The sequence below is a fragment of the Micromonospora sp. WMMA1363 genome, from assembly GCF_030345795.1.
Classification (GTDB): Bacteria; Actinomycetota; Actinomycetes; order Mycobacteriales; family Micromonosporaceae; genus Micromonospora.
Genome location: NZ_JAUALB010000001.1, coordinates 4,562,016 through 4,575,768, shown reverse-complemented (window position 1 = coordinate 4,575,768; position 13,753 = coordinate 4,562,016). Strand labels below are relative to the sequence as shown.

The window sequence follows — 13,753 nt, the reverse complement described above, 5'->3', positions numbered from 1 at the left end:
CCACCGCCGGCCTTCGCGGCCGCGGCCACGCCGGTGGGTTGACGGCGACGTACCGGCACTCGGCCGTGGCCACCGCGCACCCGGCCGGTCCCGCCCCCACCACGTAGTCGAGTTCCACTGCTCCTCGCGATGCGTCGGCAGGGGCGGGGCCGGCCGGAGGGGTCACCTCGTCGCGTAGCGCGCCACCTGTTCGGCCGCGCGCAGCCCGGACTCCATCGCCCCGTCCACGTGGCCGCTCCAACCGCTGGCGATGTCGCTGGTGGCGAACGAGATCCGGCCTTGCGGGAGCTGGACGGCGTTCAGCAACCCGGTCAACTGGCCGGGTTGGCGGAACGACCAGCCGCCCAGCGCGTGCGGGTCCGCACCCCAGCTCTGGCCCCGGACGGCGAGCACCGTCGCGTCCGGCACGACCAGCCGTACGGCCCGTTCGACCTGCGCCACGTCGTTGACGTCGAGCCGCTTGTCGCCGCTGAACCCGACCATCAGCTGGCTGTCCGCAAGCTGCTTGATCGGCACAAGGGTGTCGACGGGGTAGCCCTCGGGCGTGTGCACGTAGGTGTTGCCGAGCGAGGTCCGCAGCCGCAGCCACAGCTTGTGCGCGGTGGGCACGCCGAAGGTCTGGCTCGACGCGCGCCGCCGTTCCGGCGTGAGAGCCGGGCCGAACTCGATGGTGTTCCAGACGTTCACCGGGACAGCCACCACGACCGACGCGGCCGTGTACGACGCGCCGGTCCGGGTGCGGACGATCACCTCCCGGCCGGTGTCGATGATGGACCGGACCGGCGAGTTGAGCCGCACGTCGGCTGCCGCCTCGGTCAGGATGGCCCGCGCGAGGCCGGTCATGCCGCTTGCCGGCCGGTAGGTGTTGATGCCGTAGTACTGGTCGGCGTTGTGGTTACACAGCGCCCACAAGTGCAGGAACTGCGTGTACGCGCCGCGGTCTGATCCCCCGCCGAGCCTGCCGGTCGCGCCGGTGAGCCACTTCTCGTCCAGGGCGGACAGGCACATGGCGTCGAGGCGGTCCCGGATGCTCTGGGGGTCGACGTGGTGCAGCAGGTCGGCCCGAGCCAGTGGGTTCGCCGCGTCCGGGAACAGCTCCCGGGCCCGCTCGGAGAACCGGGTGAGCAGCGCGCCCTGCCGGCCGAACGCCTCCTCGGGGCTGAAATACCCGAACCCGGTGGCGGTCGGGAACAGCGCCCGATCGGCCGCCGGGTCGGCGACGATCCCGATGCCCTGGTTTTCGATCTCCCGCCACACGTGGGTCTGCAACGGGTCGACCCACATGCCGCCCATCTCGACCTGTTCGCCCTCGAACGTCGTGGTCCAGGTCCGGCCGCCGATCCGGTTGCGCGCCTCCAGGACCCGGACGCGCAGCCCTTTGCGCCGCAGCGCCCTGGCTGCGGTGACGCCCGCGAAGCCGGCACCGACCACGATGACGTCGGAGGCGGTGCGCGCACGGGCCGCCGAGGCCGGCGGCGGCCGCAGGACGGTGTGCGCGGCGGCGGCCGCCGTGACCGCGGTCAGGACGCCGCGCCGGCTTAAGGCGATTTCGGATAGCTTCGTGCCGCTCATGGTGTCGTCCCTCGTAAGGGTCGTCGGGATGGGTTCACAGGAAAGGGGTCTCCTGGTCGAGTCCGACGAGGACTCGTCCATGCACCTCCAGCCTCATGTCCGGGGACATGAGGTCATTTTAAGGCGATTTCGGATAGCTTCGTGCCACTCATGGTGTCGTCCCTCGTAAGGGTCGTCGCAGGTGGCGGCATCCGAACCGTGCCGTCAGGGCAGCCCGGAGCGCTGAGGGTCCGGCTGGAGCGCTGAGGGTCCGGGTACCAGCGGCCAGCGTTCACCTTCTCAGGTCTGCCCACTGATCTCGTGCCGGCCGACTCCTGTCCCTTCCAAATGGGTGGTCGCCGTCCGGTGAGGTTGGTGGTGTCCTCGTCGGGGAACCGCATCCGGTACATCGGGGGGCGTCAGCACCGACGGTCAAGTCTTGCTTCATGGCCGTGCGGTGCCTTCCATCACGTGGACGAGCCTGCTTTGGGCGCGGCGCGGACGTGTGCGCGTTCGCCCTGTCTGCCGACGAGGCTGAGGAACTCGACGGGGCCGGACGCGGTGGCGCCGAACCAATGCGGTGTGCAGGTGTCGAATTCGGCCGCCTCACCGGCGCCGAGAAGCAGGTCGTGATCGCCCAGGACGAGACGAAGTGTGCCGTTGAGGACGTAAACCCAGTCGTAACCTTCATGGGTCCGCATCTGGGGTGGGGTGTCGTCGCCGCTGGCGGGGAGCACGAACTTGTATGCCTGGATTCCGCCGGGCCGTCGGGTGAGCGGGATGATTGCCGACCCGTCGGAGCAGGCGACGGGACGCAGGTGGATGCGTGGGTCGCCGGTGGGAGGCGCGTCGACGAGTTCGTCGAGGGTCGCGCCGTGTGCTTTGGCGAGTGGCAGCAGCTGTTCGAGCGTCGGGCGGCGCAGGCCGGCCTCGAGCCGGGAGAGTGTGCTCACCGAGATGCCGGTTCGTGCGGCCAGGTCAGCGAGCGTCATCTCGGTGCGCAGGCGCAGGCGTTTGAGCCGTGGCCCCACGGCGTCGAGGGTGCGATCGAACTCGTCCTCCATAGCATCAGTTTGCCATTCGGCAACCCTGCTTGCTCATCTGGCCCCGAGCGCGGCGTACCCGATGGGCGTTGGGCCCGGGCCGACCTGACCGTCTGGAAACCCGGCTCACCCAGCCGAAGGGACGGCGTCCCTCGGGCCAGCCCGGTGCTCATGCCGTGGCGCACCTGGTGGTCAGGAGGCCGGCCACGGCGGTGGCGGTGCCGGGGTGCTTGGTGAGCAGCGCTGCCACCTCGGTGTGGCGGGGTTCGTCGTCTCGCCGCCATCCGCCGGGGCAGCCGAGCAGTGTGGCGACCGCGTCGACGGCCTCGGGATGGTCGGTCAGCAGGCTGACGACTGGTGCCGCCGGCACGACCGTGGGCGTGGGCGTCGGCGTGGGTGCGGCCCACGGCGGCACCCAGGTGTCCAGCGCGGGCAAGGTACCGGGGAAGGTGTGTGCCGCCTCGCGGATCAACAGTGGCACCAGCTCCGGGCCGTGCTCGCGCAGCGTGGTGACGAGGGTGGGCAGCCAGGGCAGCAGGACCGGGTCGGGTAGCTGGGCCAACGCGGTCGACATCAGCTCCACCACGAACGGTGCCAGCCCGGGCACCGGGTCGAGGGCCTGCACGAAGCCGGAGAGGTACTGCGGGAAGGTCGGCACCACCAGCCGGTTGGCCAACAGACCGTGGCAGCGGGCGCGTAGCTCGGCGAGGGGTAGCAGGCCCAGCTGGTGCCGGGCCGCCCAGTGCAAAGCGACCTTGGTGGGAGTCTGCGGATGGGACTGTGCGATCGCGAGTTCGAGCTGCGTGCTGTCGCAGCCGAGCGACAGCGCCAGGCCTTCCATGCTGAACAGGAAGTCGAGCATGGCGCCGACCTGCCTCACGCCGGTCTGTTCGTCGACGAACGCGGTCGGCAGCAGGGTGCAGTAGTGCGCGTACCCGGCCGTCACGAATGCCTCGGACCAGGGCGGCAAGGCCGCCGTGGTGGTCCGGTAGTGGGCCAGCAGTCGCCGGATACGGCGCAGCACCTCCGGGGCGCCGTCGACGGTGCGTTCGGTGGCGAGCAGCTCGACGGCCCGGGCGCCGAGCTCGTCCACCAGGCGGGGGACGTCGAGTAGCCGGATGGCGTCCTCGACGGCCGTGAGCGCGCCGGCTGTGGTGGCCTGCGGGCCGCGGACCGTCCGACGCAGCCGCTGCTCCAGCACCTGCTCCACGGTGACGCCCTCGTAGCCCAGCTCGATCAGGGCCCGCTGGTTGCGGCCGAGGGCGATGTCCCAGCTCTCCTGGATGGAGCGGTGTCCCAACCGTCGCTCTCCCATGATCGGGCGAACCGCGTCCGGTGGAAGCAGGTGCCGCAGCATCCACAGCAGGTCGGAGCAGGCCGCCAGCCGGGGGGCGGCCCGCAGGTCGACCAGGGCCCGCTGGACGGCGCGTTTCTCCAGGTCCAAGCCGAGCGGGCGGAGGCGACCGAGGACGTCGCGGGCCAGCGGCGGGAGGGCGTCGTAGCCGACCTGACCGACCCGGTCGCCGCCGAGCAGGATCTCGCAGAGCCGGCGAATGTCCCGCCGTCCGGGGACCGTGTCCTTCTCGATGCAGGTGACCGCGGCGTCGGCGAAGTCGTACGGGGTGGGGCGGGCCCGGTGACGCAGCCCGGCCAGGAGGATCGCGGTTTCGTGGACGGCGATCGCGTCGGCGGTGCTGGCCAGGTAGCCGTTGCGGCGGGCGAGCCGGACGATGTCGACGCACCAGCCGCGCAGCTCCTCCTCGTCGAGGCCGCCGGGCTCGGACGGCGCGGCGAGGAACCCGGTGAGCCGGTCGGTGACACCGTTGGTGGGTGCGGCACCGCCGGCGGCCCTGCGTGAGCGGGAGCGGGTGCCGCGCTGCCCGTCGAGCCGGTACGGGGTCAGGCCGGAGCGGGTCAGTGCCTTTGCCCAGGTCGCCGCGGCTAATACTGCAACGGCGGGTCGTAGCTTCGGGTGCTGATCATTCGTTGGTTGGTTGTGGTGGATGCGCGGGTGGTCGGGTCGTGGGATGCCGGGTTGGAGGAGTTGTTCTTCCGGTTCGCGCATCGGTTTGAGCGGGTGGAGCCGCGGCGGCGGGCATGGGCGTATGTGCGGGGGCTACTGGCACCGTTGGAGCGGCGTAACGGCTGGACCCTCGCGGAGCAGGCTGGGCATGTGTCGCCGGACGGGTTGCAGGGCATGCTGTGCAGCGCGGCGTGGGACCGGGACGCGGTCCGCGATGACGTGCGCGATTACGTGGTGGACCAGATCGGCGATGCGGCCGGGGTGCTCATCGCTGACGAGACGGGGTTCGTCAAGAAGGGCCGTGCGTCGGCGGGGGTCCAACGGCAGTATTCGGGTACGGCGGGCAAGACCGAGAACTGCCAGATCGGCACGTTCCTGTGCTACGCCACGCCGCGGGGTCGGGCGTTGATCGATCGGGAGTTGTACCTGCCCAAGTCGTGGACCGGTGATCGGGACCGGTGCCGGCGCTCGGCGATCCCGGACGCCGTCGGGTTCGCGACCAAGCCGCAGCAGGCGCAGGCCATGCTGGAGCGGGCGGTCACCGCGGGGGTGCCGTTTTCGTGGTTCACGGCCGATGAGGCCTACGGGCAGAACCCTGGCCTGCGGGGCTGGTTGGAGGATCGGGACATCGCGTACGTGATGGCCACCCGACGCGACGATCGGGTGCCCTCCGGGCTGCACACCACCACCGGTGTCGACGAGCTGATCGGCAGGGTGCGTGCGGGCGCGTGGCAACGACTGTCGTGTGGTGACGGCGCGCACGGGCCGCGCCGCTACGACTGGGCTCGGCTGCCGATCCGCCGCACCTTTGCCCACGGCCGCCGCGGCTGGGTCCTGGCCCGACGCTCGATCACGGATCCCGGCGACATCGCCTACTACGTCTGCTTCGGCCCCCGCGGCACCCGACTACGCGACCTGGTGCGGGTCGCCGGTAGCCGTTGGTCGGTGGAGGAATCGTTCCAGACCGCGAAGAACGAGGTCGGCCTGGACCAGTACCAGGTCCGCCGCTACGACGCCTGGTACGCCCACATCACCCTCGCGATGGCCGCCGCCGCGTTCCTCGTCGTCACCCGCGCCCTCGAAGCCGCAAAGGGGGCACCACCGCAAACGAGCGCAGCCAGATCCCGCTGAGCAGCAACGAAATCCGCCGCCTGTTCGCCCACCTCGTCCTGACCACCCGCCGTCGAGCCGACCACATCCTGCGCTGGTCCGACTTCCGCCGTCGCCGCCAGGAACAAGCCCGAGCCGCCCACTACCGCAAACGACTCAAACCGCCATAAGTCACGACCCGCCGTTGCAGTACTAAGGAGACCGAGCCAGGGGCGAGGCCGAACTGCTCGACGTGGCTGGCGGCGTGGAAGGCGCCACAGACGTAGAGGCAGTCGCCGGGATCGACGCCGGAGGTGGTGAGGTGTTCGCGCATGCGTGTCCACATGTACCGCTCGCGGTCCTCGTCGCGCTCGAAGCGTTCGGGGCGAGCCGGGCGCAGCCGGCGGAACAGGCTGCCGATGAGCACCATCACCTGGCGGTAGGTGTCGTGGTCGGCGCCGGCGAGCGGCTGTTCGACGTACTGGTCCCACCATTCCGACCAGTGGCGCACCTTGCCGTGGTGCAGCAGGTACGCCTCCAGTTCGGCGAAGCCGGGACGCAGGTCGCCGATCTCCATGCCGACCGCGTCGCCGTGCAGAGCGTCGTCGTCGCCGGGCCGGCCGCCGTCCTCGCCCGTTTGGACGCTGCCGCTGCCCGGCTGGGCCGCACGGTCGCGGGGCAGCCACTGGAAGACGTGGTCGGTGGAGCGGTCCACGGCCACCAGCTCGACTCCGGGCGTGTCCAGGGCGTACGCGATGGCCTGGTACTCGGCGGAGGCCGCGGTGATCGGCGCGACGACGCTGAGTGGGCTCCACTCGCTCGGGTGGCCGTCCAGCTCGCAGGCGAACGCCTGAACGGCCACGGGAGGCGGCAGTTGCGCAGCTCGCCCAGCAGCGGCTGCAGGTCCTCGCAGAGCTCCAGGTAGATCACCCGGGGTTGCTTCTCGCGTAGCCGGCGCACCATCGCCAGACCGGAGGCCGGTGAGTGGTGACACACCGGGAAGATCTCCAGCGGTACGGCGAGCGCTCGATCGACGTCGTCGACCAGACCAGCGAGGATGCCGGCGAGCGCGTCAGGGGAGTCAGCGAAGGTGGTGGCGGCGGCGGTGAGCTGCTGGCGCAGGGCAGCGAACGGGCCTGCCGGGGCGGGGGCGGTCATGACAGGGCGGCGATCGCCTGCCGGCCACCGTCGAGGAAGCCCTCCCAGCCGCCGCCGTCCTGCTTCGCCCGGGGTTCCACCACCCCGTGCAGGTACTTGTTGAGGATCGCCAGGTCCTCCGGGCTGCGCCGGGCCAGCGACCCCATCAGCGAGCCGGCCAGGGTCTCGGCGCGCAGCGTCCGGTCGCCGAAGAACTGGCTGTGCAGGATGGCGTCCTCGAGCACGCCGATCTGCTCCGCGGTGGACAGCGCCGACTCGAGTTTCTCGTCGTCGCTGGTAGCGGCTGCGGCGGCGGTGCGCAGGTCGGCGAAGCTCTGCAGCAGGATGTCCAGCAGGGTGGGCGGCACCTCCAGCTCGATGCGGTGCCGGCGCAGCAGCTCCTCGGTGCGGAACCGCACGATCTCGGTTTCGCTGCGTTTGTTGGTCACCACGACTCTGCTGCCCAATTCGGGGTTCAGGCGGCGAGGGCGTGATCGAGGCGTTGGAGGTTGCTGGTCCGGGCTGTTGGTAGGGGGTGGTCGGTCCACCAGGTGTGGAGTCGGACGAGGTTGAGGGCGATCGCGGAGAACACGTGTTGGAGGCGGGTTTTCGCGAGGCCGCGGTAGCGGGTGTGGCGGATGCCGGTGATGTCGAGGGCCTGGTTGATGGTGCCTTCGACGCCGGCGCGCAGCTTGTACTTGTCGTGCCAGCTGTCGCTGGTCTGTCGGGTGCGGGCAGCGGTGAGGGCGTGGTGGAGGTCGCGGGGGTAGAAGGTGAGTTGCCGGCCGCCGCGTTTCGCGGTGGTGCACTGGGCGCGGGCGGGGCACGGGCCGCAGGTGGTGGTGGGGAACTTGACCACGATGACCTCGGTGCCGCGTTGGACCGTGGGGCTCCAGGAGGTGTTGGTGTGTCCTTGGGGGCAGGTGACCTGCCGGGTGTCGAAGTCGATGGTGAAGCAGGTCTTGTCGTAGCCGGTGCGGGCACGGGCCTGGGCGGACTGGTCGAGCAGGGCCGGGGTGACCATGGTGACGCCGAAAGTCTGCGCGGTGGCGATGGTGTCGGCTGAGGGGTAGCCGGAGTCGAGGTAGTGCTCGGCGGGCAGCAGCCGGCGGTCGTGCAGGTGCTGGTGGATGCCGGTGGTGGCTTTCACGTCGGGGACGGTGGCCGCCGTGGTGGCCACGTTGACGATCAGGTTCGGTGTCGGCCGGGGACCGGTCTGGCCGTCGTGGTCGCTGGTGGTGCCGTGCTCGGTGTCGGGGTCGCAGGTCTCGGTCAGGTGGACCTTGTAGCCGTTCCAGAACAGGTCGTCGCCTTTTGCGGCCCACCGGGTGTCGGTGTCGTACGGGGAGGTGATCCGGGATCTGGCGGGCGGGAGACCGTCCGTGTCCGCCTCCCGCCGCCGGATCACCTCCCGCCCCCTGCTGTCGGTGGTGATCAGATAGTTCTGCACCAGCACGGTGCGCAGCGTCCGCACCGCGGGCAGTTCGGCCAGCCAGACCGGGGCGGCAGGGGCGAACACCGCGCGCAGCAGGGCGACGGCGTCGGTGCCGTAGACCTGGGCGAGGCGGTCCCGCTTGGCCTGCGAGGCGGGTAGCCGCCAGGAATCGATGCGTGGCCCGTACCGGTGCGCCCACTCGCCGACGTCGATAGCGGTGGCCAGCCAGTCCGGTGCGGCCACCGACAACGTTTCCAGGCAGGCCCGTACCGACTCGCCGGCCACCTCCAGACGGTTGAGGTCTCGCACCGCGCTGATCACGTGAGTGGAATCGGTGCGCTGCTTACCACCAGCCGCGATCAGGCCCTTGCCGGTCGACACGGTCAGCATCGCGGTGAAGACCTGTTCTTCCAGGCCGTGCTCGACCAGCCGGGTACGGAACTTGGACAGCACGCTGGCGTCGAAGCCGGGATCGGTCAGCTCCAGGCCGAGCGCGTACTTCCAGTCGATCGCCCGGGCGACCATCCGCGCGGCCTGCCGATCGGTCAGGTTCTCCGCGAACTGCAACGCGGTCACCAGCGCTAAGGCGCCCGGCGATTCGGCCGGAGCGCCCCGGACACCGAACGCGGCAGCGAACTGTTCGTCGGTGAACACCTCACCCAGGTGGTCACGCGCTGATATCGCCACGCTGCCGTTCGGGAACGCCGCGCGGGCCACCAGCACCGTCTGATCAGGAATCTGGACCCGCGACCGCGGCCGCATCGACACCCGTACACCCCATCCCGCAGCCACCGACGGAAGGAACACGACCGCGAACAGGGATCATGACCCCGTAACCGGCCAGTACGAACGATCCCGACGGCGTGTCACGAATTCGGCAGCAGAGTCGCGGGGGCAGGTGCGTTCGCGTCGGGTGGGGATCAGGAGAGCGGCGATCTGGGCAAGGTGGGTCGGTAGTCGATCAGTCCAGTCCTGAGGGGGGAATGTCCGCCGTCCCGGTGGCGGTGCGGCGGATCAGGCGCAGGGCCTTGGTGAAGGAGATCCGATCTGGATCGAGGTCAGCGGCGGCGGACGCTTTCGCGGTCAGTGCGCTGATCGCGTGGTGGACGATCAGGTAGGCCCAGATCTCCTGATGGGCCAGGTCCGGCAGGCGGGACCGCAGCACCCGTCCGGGACCACGGAGGTGGGTTTTGAGCTGGTCGTTGGCGGTTTCTTCCTCCCAGCGTTCGTGGTACGCGGCGGCCAGTTCGTCGGCGCGGGCGTCGGCGGGGTCGATGATTGTGGTGATCAGGGCGATCAGTTCGCCGGTGCCGTTACCGACGCGGTCGGGTACGTCGTACTCGACCACTCTGGCGAGGTGGACGACCGGCAGGCCCTGGTCGTCGAACGCGTCGGGAACAGTGTTGATGTCGGTCAGATCAGCCTCGCCGCGGGCGGCTGCGAGGAGCCGTTCCCGTCGACCGCCACGGACAGTCGGCTTGATCAGGACGGTGAGATAGGTGCCGTCGGACAGGACCTTGACCACGGGCAGGTCGAGCTGGTTCGGGGTCCGCCACAGCAACGCCGCGCCGGTGGCCTGGGCGGCATCCCACGCCTGCCAGGAGTAGAACCCCCGGTCAGCGGTGAGCAGTTCGTCGGACCGCAGCCGCGGGTACAGGCGCTGCGCGAGGGTCTTCTCTCCCACGGCGTAGCCGCCGATCTCGGCGGCGACGAAGGCGTGGGTGCCGCACTCTGCGAGGGCCACTACCCGGGCCTTCGGGAACGCCGAACGGTTTTCCCCCGACCCGGCGTACCCCAACTCGGCCGCGTTCTCGTCGCTGTCGGGCAGGTCGACCTCGAACCCGTCGATCGCCAGCAGCCGCCACCGGCGCAGGAAAGACCCCCGCGCGGTGCCCAGCGCGGCCACCTGCACGTGCGGGCCCGCCTCACCCGCGACCGGCCCGCACGTGCGCTCGAACACCTCGGCGAACACCTGGCGACCCAACCGTTTCCGCGCCTGAGTGATGGCGCTGGACGTCGGCACGCTCCACCCCGCACTCCAGCACCCGAACCGGTCCAACGACCCGGTGACCCTGCTCGCGACCTCGGTGTAGTCATCGTCGGGGAACAACGCCAGCCCCAACGTCAGATACGCGGTCACATGCGCCGGCAGTCTCCCGTCCGACCGCTTCTCCCGCACCCCGCACACCTCAACCGCCGCGTCGACCTCCTCCCGCGACACCTGCGAGATCAACACCCCGAGCGTGACCTGATCCGACCGCACCGCCGGACGATCCACCACATCCACCGACATGACCCGAGATCAAAACAGCCCGCCGAACCACGGCCACCCCGCCACGCCGCACCACCCGCGAGTCCACACAAAACCGCAGGCCACACCCAAGATCAACCTAGCCTACGTGGCATTGGGTCCTGATGGTGGTCGACCAGCCCGCATCGATCGGCGCGCTGCCGTGGCGGTGGCCCGCGCGTGTGTGGGCATCAGGTGGCCTACCTGCCCGGCCTGGTCATGCGCCGACTGGCCGACCTGCACCCCGGCACCGCGAAGACCGACGCCCGCGACGCCTACGTGATCGCCGACGCCGCCCGCACCCTGCCGCACACGCTGCGCCGCGTCGACGCCGGCGACGACGCCCTCGCTGAGCTGGAAGTCCTGGTCGGCTACGACGACGACCTCGCCGGCGAGGTCACCCGGATCTCCAACCGGATTCGTGGTCTGCTCACCCAGATCCACCCGCCGCTGGAGCGGGTCCTGGGCCCGAAACTGCAGCATCCAGCCGTGCTGGAGCTGCTGTCGCAGTGCGGTGGACCAGCCGGGCTGCGCAAGGCCGGCCGGACGAAACTGGTCGAGATGGTCAAGAAGCGTGCGCCACGCATAGGCGTACGCCTGGTCGCGCAGATCCTCACCGCGCTCGACGCGCAGACCGTCGTCGTGCCTGGCACCGCGGCGGCCGAGACCGTCCTGCCGCGACTGGCTGACAACCTGCGTGACCTGCTGCACCAGCGTGACCAAGTCGCCGAACAGGTTGAGGGGATGCTTGATGCGCACCCTCTTGCCGGGGTCCTGACCTCGATGCCCGGCATCGGCGTCAGGACCGCAGCCCGCATCCTGCTCGAAGTCGGCGACGGCACCACCTTCCCCACCTCCGGCCACCTCGCCGCCTACGCCGGCCTGGCCCCAGTCACCCGCCGCTCCGGCACCAGCATCCGCGGCGAGCACCCACCCAAGGGCGGCAACAAGCAGCTCAAACGCGCGTTCTTCCTGTCCGCGTTCGCCGCCCTGACCGACCCGACCAGCCGCACCTACTACGACCGGAAACGCGCCGAGGGCAAGAAACACAACGCCGCCCTCATCTGCCTCGCCCGACGCCGCGTCGACGTCCTACACGCCATGCTGCGCACCAAGACCCCATACCAGCCGAAACCGGCGGACGAACCCCACCTCGCGGCTTGACAAAACCCATAGGGACACCCCCCGGCCCTCCTCGGCATCTTTGCCGGGACCCTGGCACCCGGCCCAATTCGAATGGGTGCGGCTCCTCTGAGGTGATCGTCTATTGTGGGATGGCACCGCCGAGGTAGCGGCTGTTGTGGATGCGTTGTTGTTCCTGGGCCAGGTGCCAGGTCCAGTACTGGTCGAAGTCGCCGTTGCTGATCAGGGTGCGGAGTTTGAGGATTGCTTCGGCGCCGTCGAGGCCCCAGCGAGCGCCGGTGACGTCCATACGATCTTTGACCAGGTGGCGGCAGGCGCCTTCGATCACCCCGGTGGCGATCGGCCACCCGTTGGCCAGCGCGGTCGGGTAGTCCAGGTACGGTTTTTTGGCCAGCAGGTAGGCGGCGGCGACATCGGCGGGTTTGCGTTTGCCGGGGTCCAGGCCGTGGTAGGTGGCCTTGCGTCGGATGGCTGCGGCGACTATGCCGGCCCGTCCGGCCAACACCTGCCGGGCCTGGGCGCGGACCCACCGTTCGGCGTTCGGGTCGCCCTCCGGGTGGAAACACCAGGTGGCCTTCCAGAGGTACTCGATGACGTGGATGAAGTCCACAACAACCGGCAAGGTGATCTTGCGGGTTTTGGCCTCGGCGTGGATCCGGTCGATCTGGTGGGTGTTGCCGTCGACCAGGGCGATCCAGGTCCGAGCGTGGTCGGGGTCGCGGCGGTCGGCCTCGGCGAACCCGGCGGCGATCACCGCCGCGGCGTCGTCGGTCACGCTGGCGTGCAGCCACTTGCCGGAGGTGACCGGCGCCGGGGTAGCAGTTTGGGCCGCTTCGGGGTCCTCGGGCAGGATGTCGGCGATGGTGCGCGGCTTGCCGGTCACGTCGAAGACCGCGGCGACCTCGCACATCCGCTTGCGGTTGCGTTTCTCGCCCTTGGACCGGCGGCCGGCCAGTTTCTGGCTGACCGCGGCCTTGGCGGTGCCCGCGCGGAGCCCGTCGGGGCGCATCACCACCCCTTTGGCGTCGAAGGACAACGCCAGCACATCATCATCGGCCGACCAGTCCGGGGCGTGGGCGGTGTAGAAGGCATCCACATCTATCGCCGCTGCGGCGGCCAACGCCTCGACCTGCCGTTTCCCGATACGCACCGTGGTGGCCCGCTCAATCGCGGCCGCCGCGTCGGTGAACGAGCCGCGGGCCGCCTCGGCCGCGGCCAACCGGCGCAGTCCATGCGAGTGCTTCTCCACGGGCAGGTTCAACACCGCGTCCGCCGGGTTCAGATCGGCCCGCGCCCGCGCCCGGTAGGCGATACGCGTCACCACCACCTCACCGAACCGGGTGGCCAGCGTCCGCTGCCGCCCCCGCTCGGCCCACCCCCGCAGATGGCTATCGGCGTCGGTCACCTCGTCGAGCCGTTCCTCCCGACTGGCACGAAGATCCAGACTGTCCTGCAACAACTGACACAGCAACCGCATGCCATCGGTATGCAGCCGCTCCTCCAGTTCGGCGTGAGTCATCCCCGCCGCATGCTCACCGGACAGGAAGTCCACCATCGCGCCGAACCGCACGGATGAGCCGGCGAAAGCATCGTCCGCCGTCTCGGATGCGTACTCTTGCACCGGGCTCCCTCTTTGCTGATGTTCGTGTCTCGCAACCGACGAACATAGCGGGAGGATCCCTTTCACCATCACAACCAGTAACACATCCCCAGGCCACACAGCGTGTCGCCGCACCTCACCAGAGCCGCACCCAATTCGAATACGGGTTCCGACCACGAAGTCACTGAGATCGGCTCAGTAGCGGGTGCCGTGGTGATCACCCGAAGAACAAATCGTATTCCTGTGAACGCCCTGGGTGAGCCCCGGCGACCTGCACGAGAGACGACGACGCTACAGTGACACAGGTCACCCGACGTTAAGTAGTTACTGTTCGTGTCGGACGACCATCCCCCGCCTTCTGCAAACCCTTCACAGGATCACCTAGCGTGAAGTTTCGTGAAGCCTTTGTTGCTGCAATGTAGAGCCTGAAACAAGAGAACTT

The 13,753-nt window shown here is 69.7% G+C and carries 6 protein-coding genes and 4 pseudogenes; 2 read left to right on the top strand and 8 right to left on the bottom strand.

The window, feature by feature from the left end; genetic code table 11:
* Positions 1 to 162: 162 nt before the first annotated feature.
* From QTQ03_RS21370 to QTQ03_RS21360, 3 genes and pseudogenes are all read right to left on the bottom strand, one after another.
* Positions 163 to 1,572, bottom strand: coding sequence for a flavin monoamine oxidase family protein (locus QTQ03_RS21370; protein WP_289279575.1), 1,410 nt, complete (start codon positions 1,570 to 1,572; stop codon positions 163 to 165).
* Between the two features lie 446 nt (positions 1,573 to 2,018).
* Positions 2,019 to 2,615: a helix-turn-helix domain-containing protein gene (locus QTQ03_RS21365; RefSeq protein WP_289279574.1), complete on the bottom strand. Its 597-nt coding sequence runs from the start codon at positions 2,613 to 2,615 to the stop codon at positions 2,019 to 2,021.
* Between the two features lie 148 nt (positions 2,616 to 2,763).
* Positions 2,764 to 4,539 (bottom strand): annotated as a pseudogene (locus tag QTQ03_RS21360) (DUF5682 family protein); the annotation flags it as partial.
* Positions 4,540 to 4,605: 66 nt separating this feature from the next.
* Between QTQ03_RS21360 and QTQ03_RS21355 the strand changes: the two are divergent.
* A complete protein-coding gene (locus QTQ03_RS21355) occupies positions 4,606 to 5,748 on the top strand; it encodes an IS701 family transposase (RefSeq protein WP_289279559.1) in 1,143 nt (380 codons plus the stop codon).
* 148 nt (positions 5,749 to 5,896) lie between these two features.
* Here QTQ03_RS21355 and QTQ03_RS21350 read toward each other — a convergent pair.
* The 4 genes and pseudogenes from QTQ03_RS21350 to QTQ03_RS21335 form a co-directional block, all read right to left on the bottom strand.
* Positions 5,897 to 6,864: pseudogene (locus QTQ03_RS21350) on the bottom strand (DUF5682 family protein); the annotation flags it as partial.
* Positions 6,861 to 7,295, bottom strand: a pseudogene (locus QTQ03_RS21345) (ATPase); the annotation flags it as partial. The pseudogenes QTQ03_RS21345 and QTQ03_RS21350, both read right to left, overlap by 4 nt.
* 23 nt (positions 7,296 to 7,318) lie before the next feature.
* The gene (locus tag QTQ03_RS21340; protein WP_289280931.1) at positions 7,319 to 9,040 is read right to left on the bottom strand and encodes an IS1182 family transposase; all 1,722 of its coding nucleotides are present in this window, start codon (positions 9,038 to 9,040) and stop codon (positions 7,319 to 7,321) included.
* Positions 9,041 to 9,239: 199 nt separating this feature from the next.
* The gene (locus QTQ03_RS21335; RefSeq protein WP_502889797.1) at positions 9,240 to 10,541 is read right to left on the bottom strand and encodes an IS4 family transposase; all 1,302 of its coding nucleotides are present in this window, start codon (positions 10,539 to 10,541) and stop codon (positions 9,240 to 9,242) included.
* Positions 10,542 to 10,569: 28 nt separating this feature from the next.
* On the opposite strand from QTQ03_RS21335, the pseudogene QTQ03_RS21330 reads away from it, so the two are divergent.
* Positions 10,570 to 11,732: pseudogene (locus QTQ03_RS21330) on the top strand (IS110 family RNA-guided transposase).
* 100 nt (positions 11,733 to 11,832) lie between these two features.
* On the opposite strand, the gene QTQ03_RS21325 reads toward QTQ03_RS21330, so the two are convergent.
* Entirely contained in the window at positions 11,833 to 13,266 is a 1,434-nt protein-coding gene (locus QTQ03_RS21325; protein ID WP_289280660.1) for an ISKra4 family transposase, read from the bottom strand.
* Positions 13,267 to 13,753: the final 487 nt, after the last annotated feature.

Excerpts from the sequence above, each read along its gene's own strand:
- QTQ03_RS21370 (WP_289279575.1), bottom strand. The coding sequence starts at position 1,572 with ATGAGCGGCACGAAGCTATCCGAAATCGCCTTAAGCCGGCGCGGCGTC.
- QTQ03_RS21365 (WP_289279574.1), bottom strand. The coding sequence starts at position 2,615 with ATGGAGGACGAGTTCGATCGCACCCTCGACGCCGTGGGGCCACGGCTC.
- QTQ03_RS21340 (WP_289280931.1), bottom strand. The coding sequence starts at position 9,040 with ATGCGGCCGCGGTCGCGGGTCCAGATTCCTGATCAGACGGTGCTGGTG.
- QTQ03_RS21325 (WP_289280660.1), bottom strand. The coding sequence starts at position 13,266 with ATGGTGGACTTCCTGTCCGGTGAGCATGCGGCGGGGATGACTCACGCC.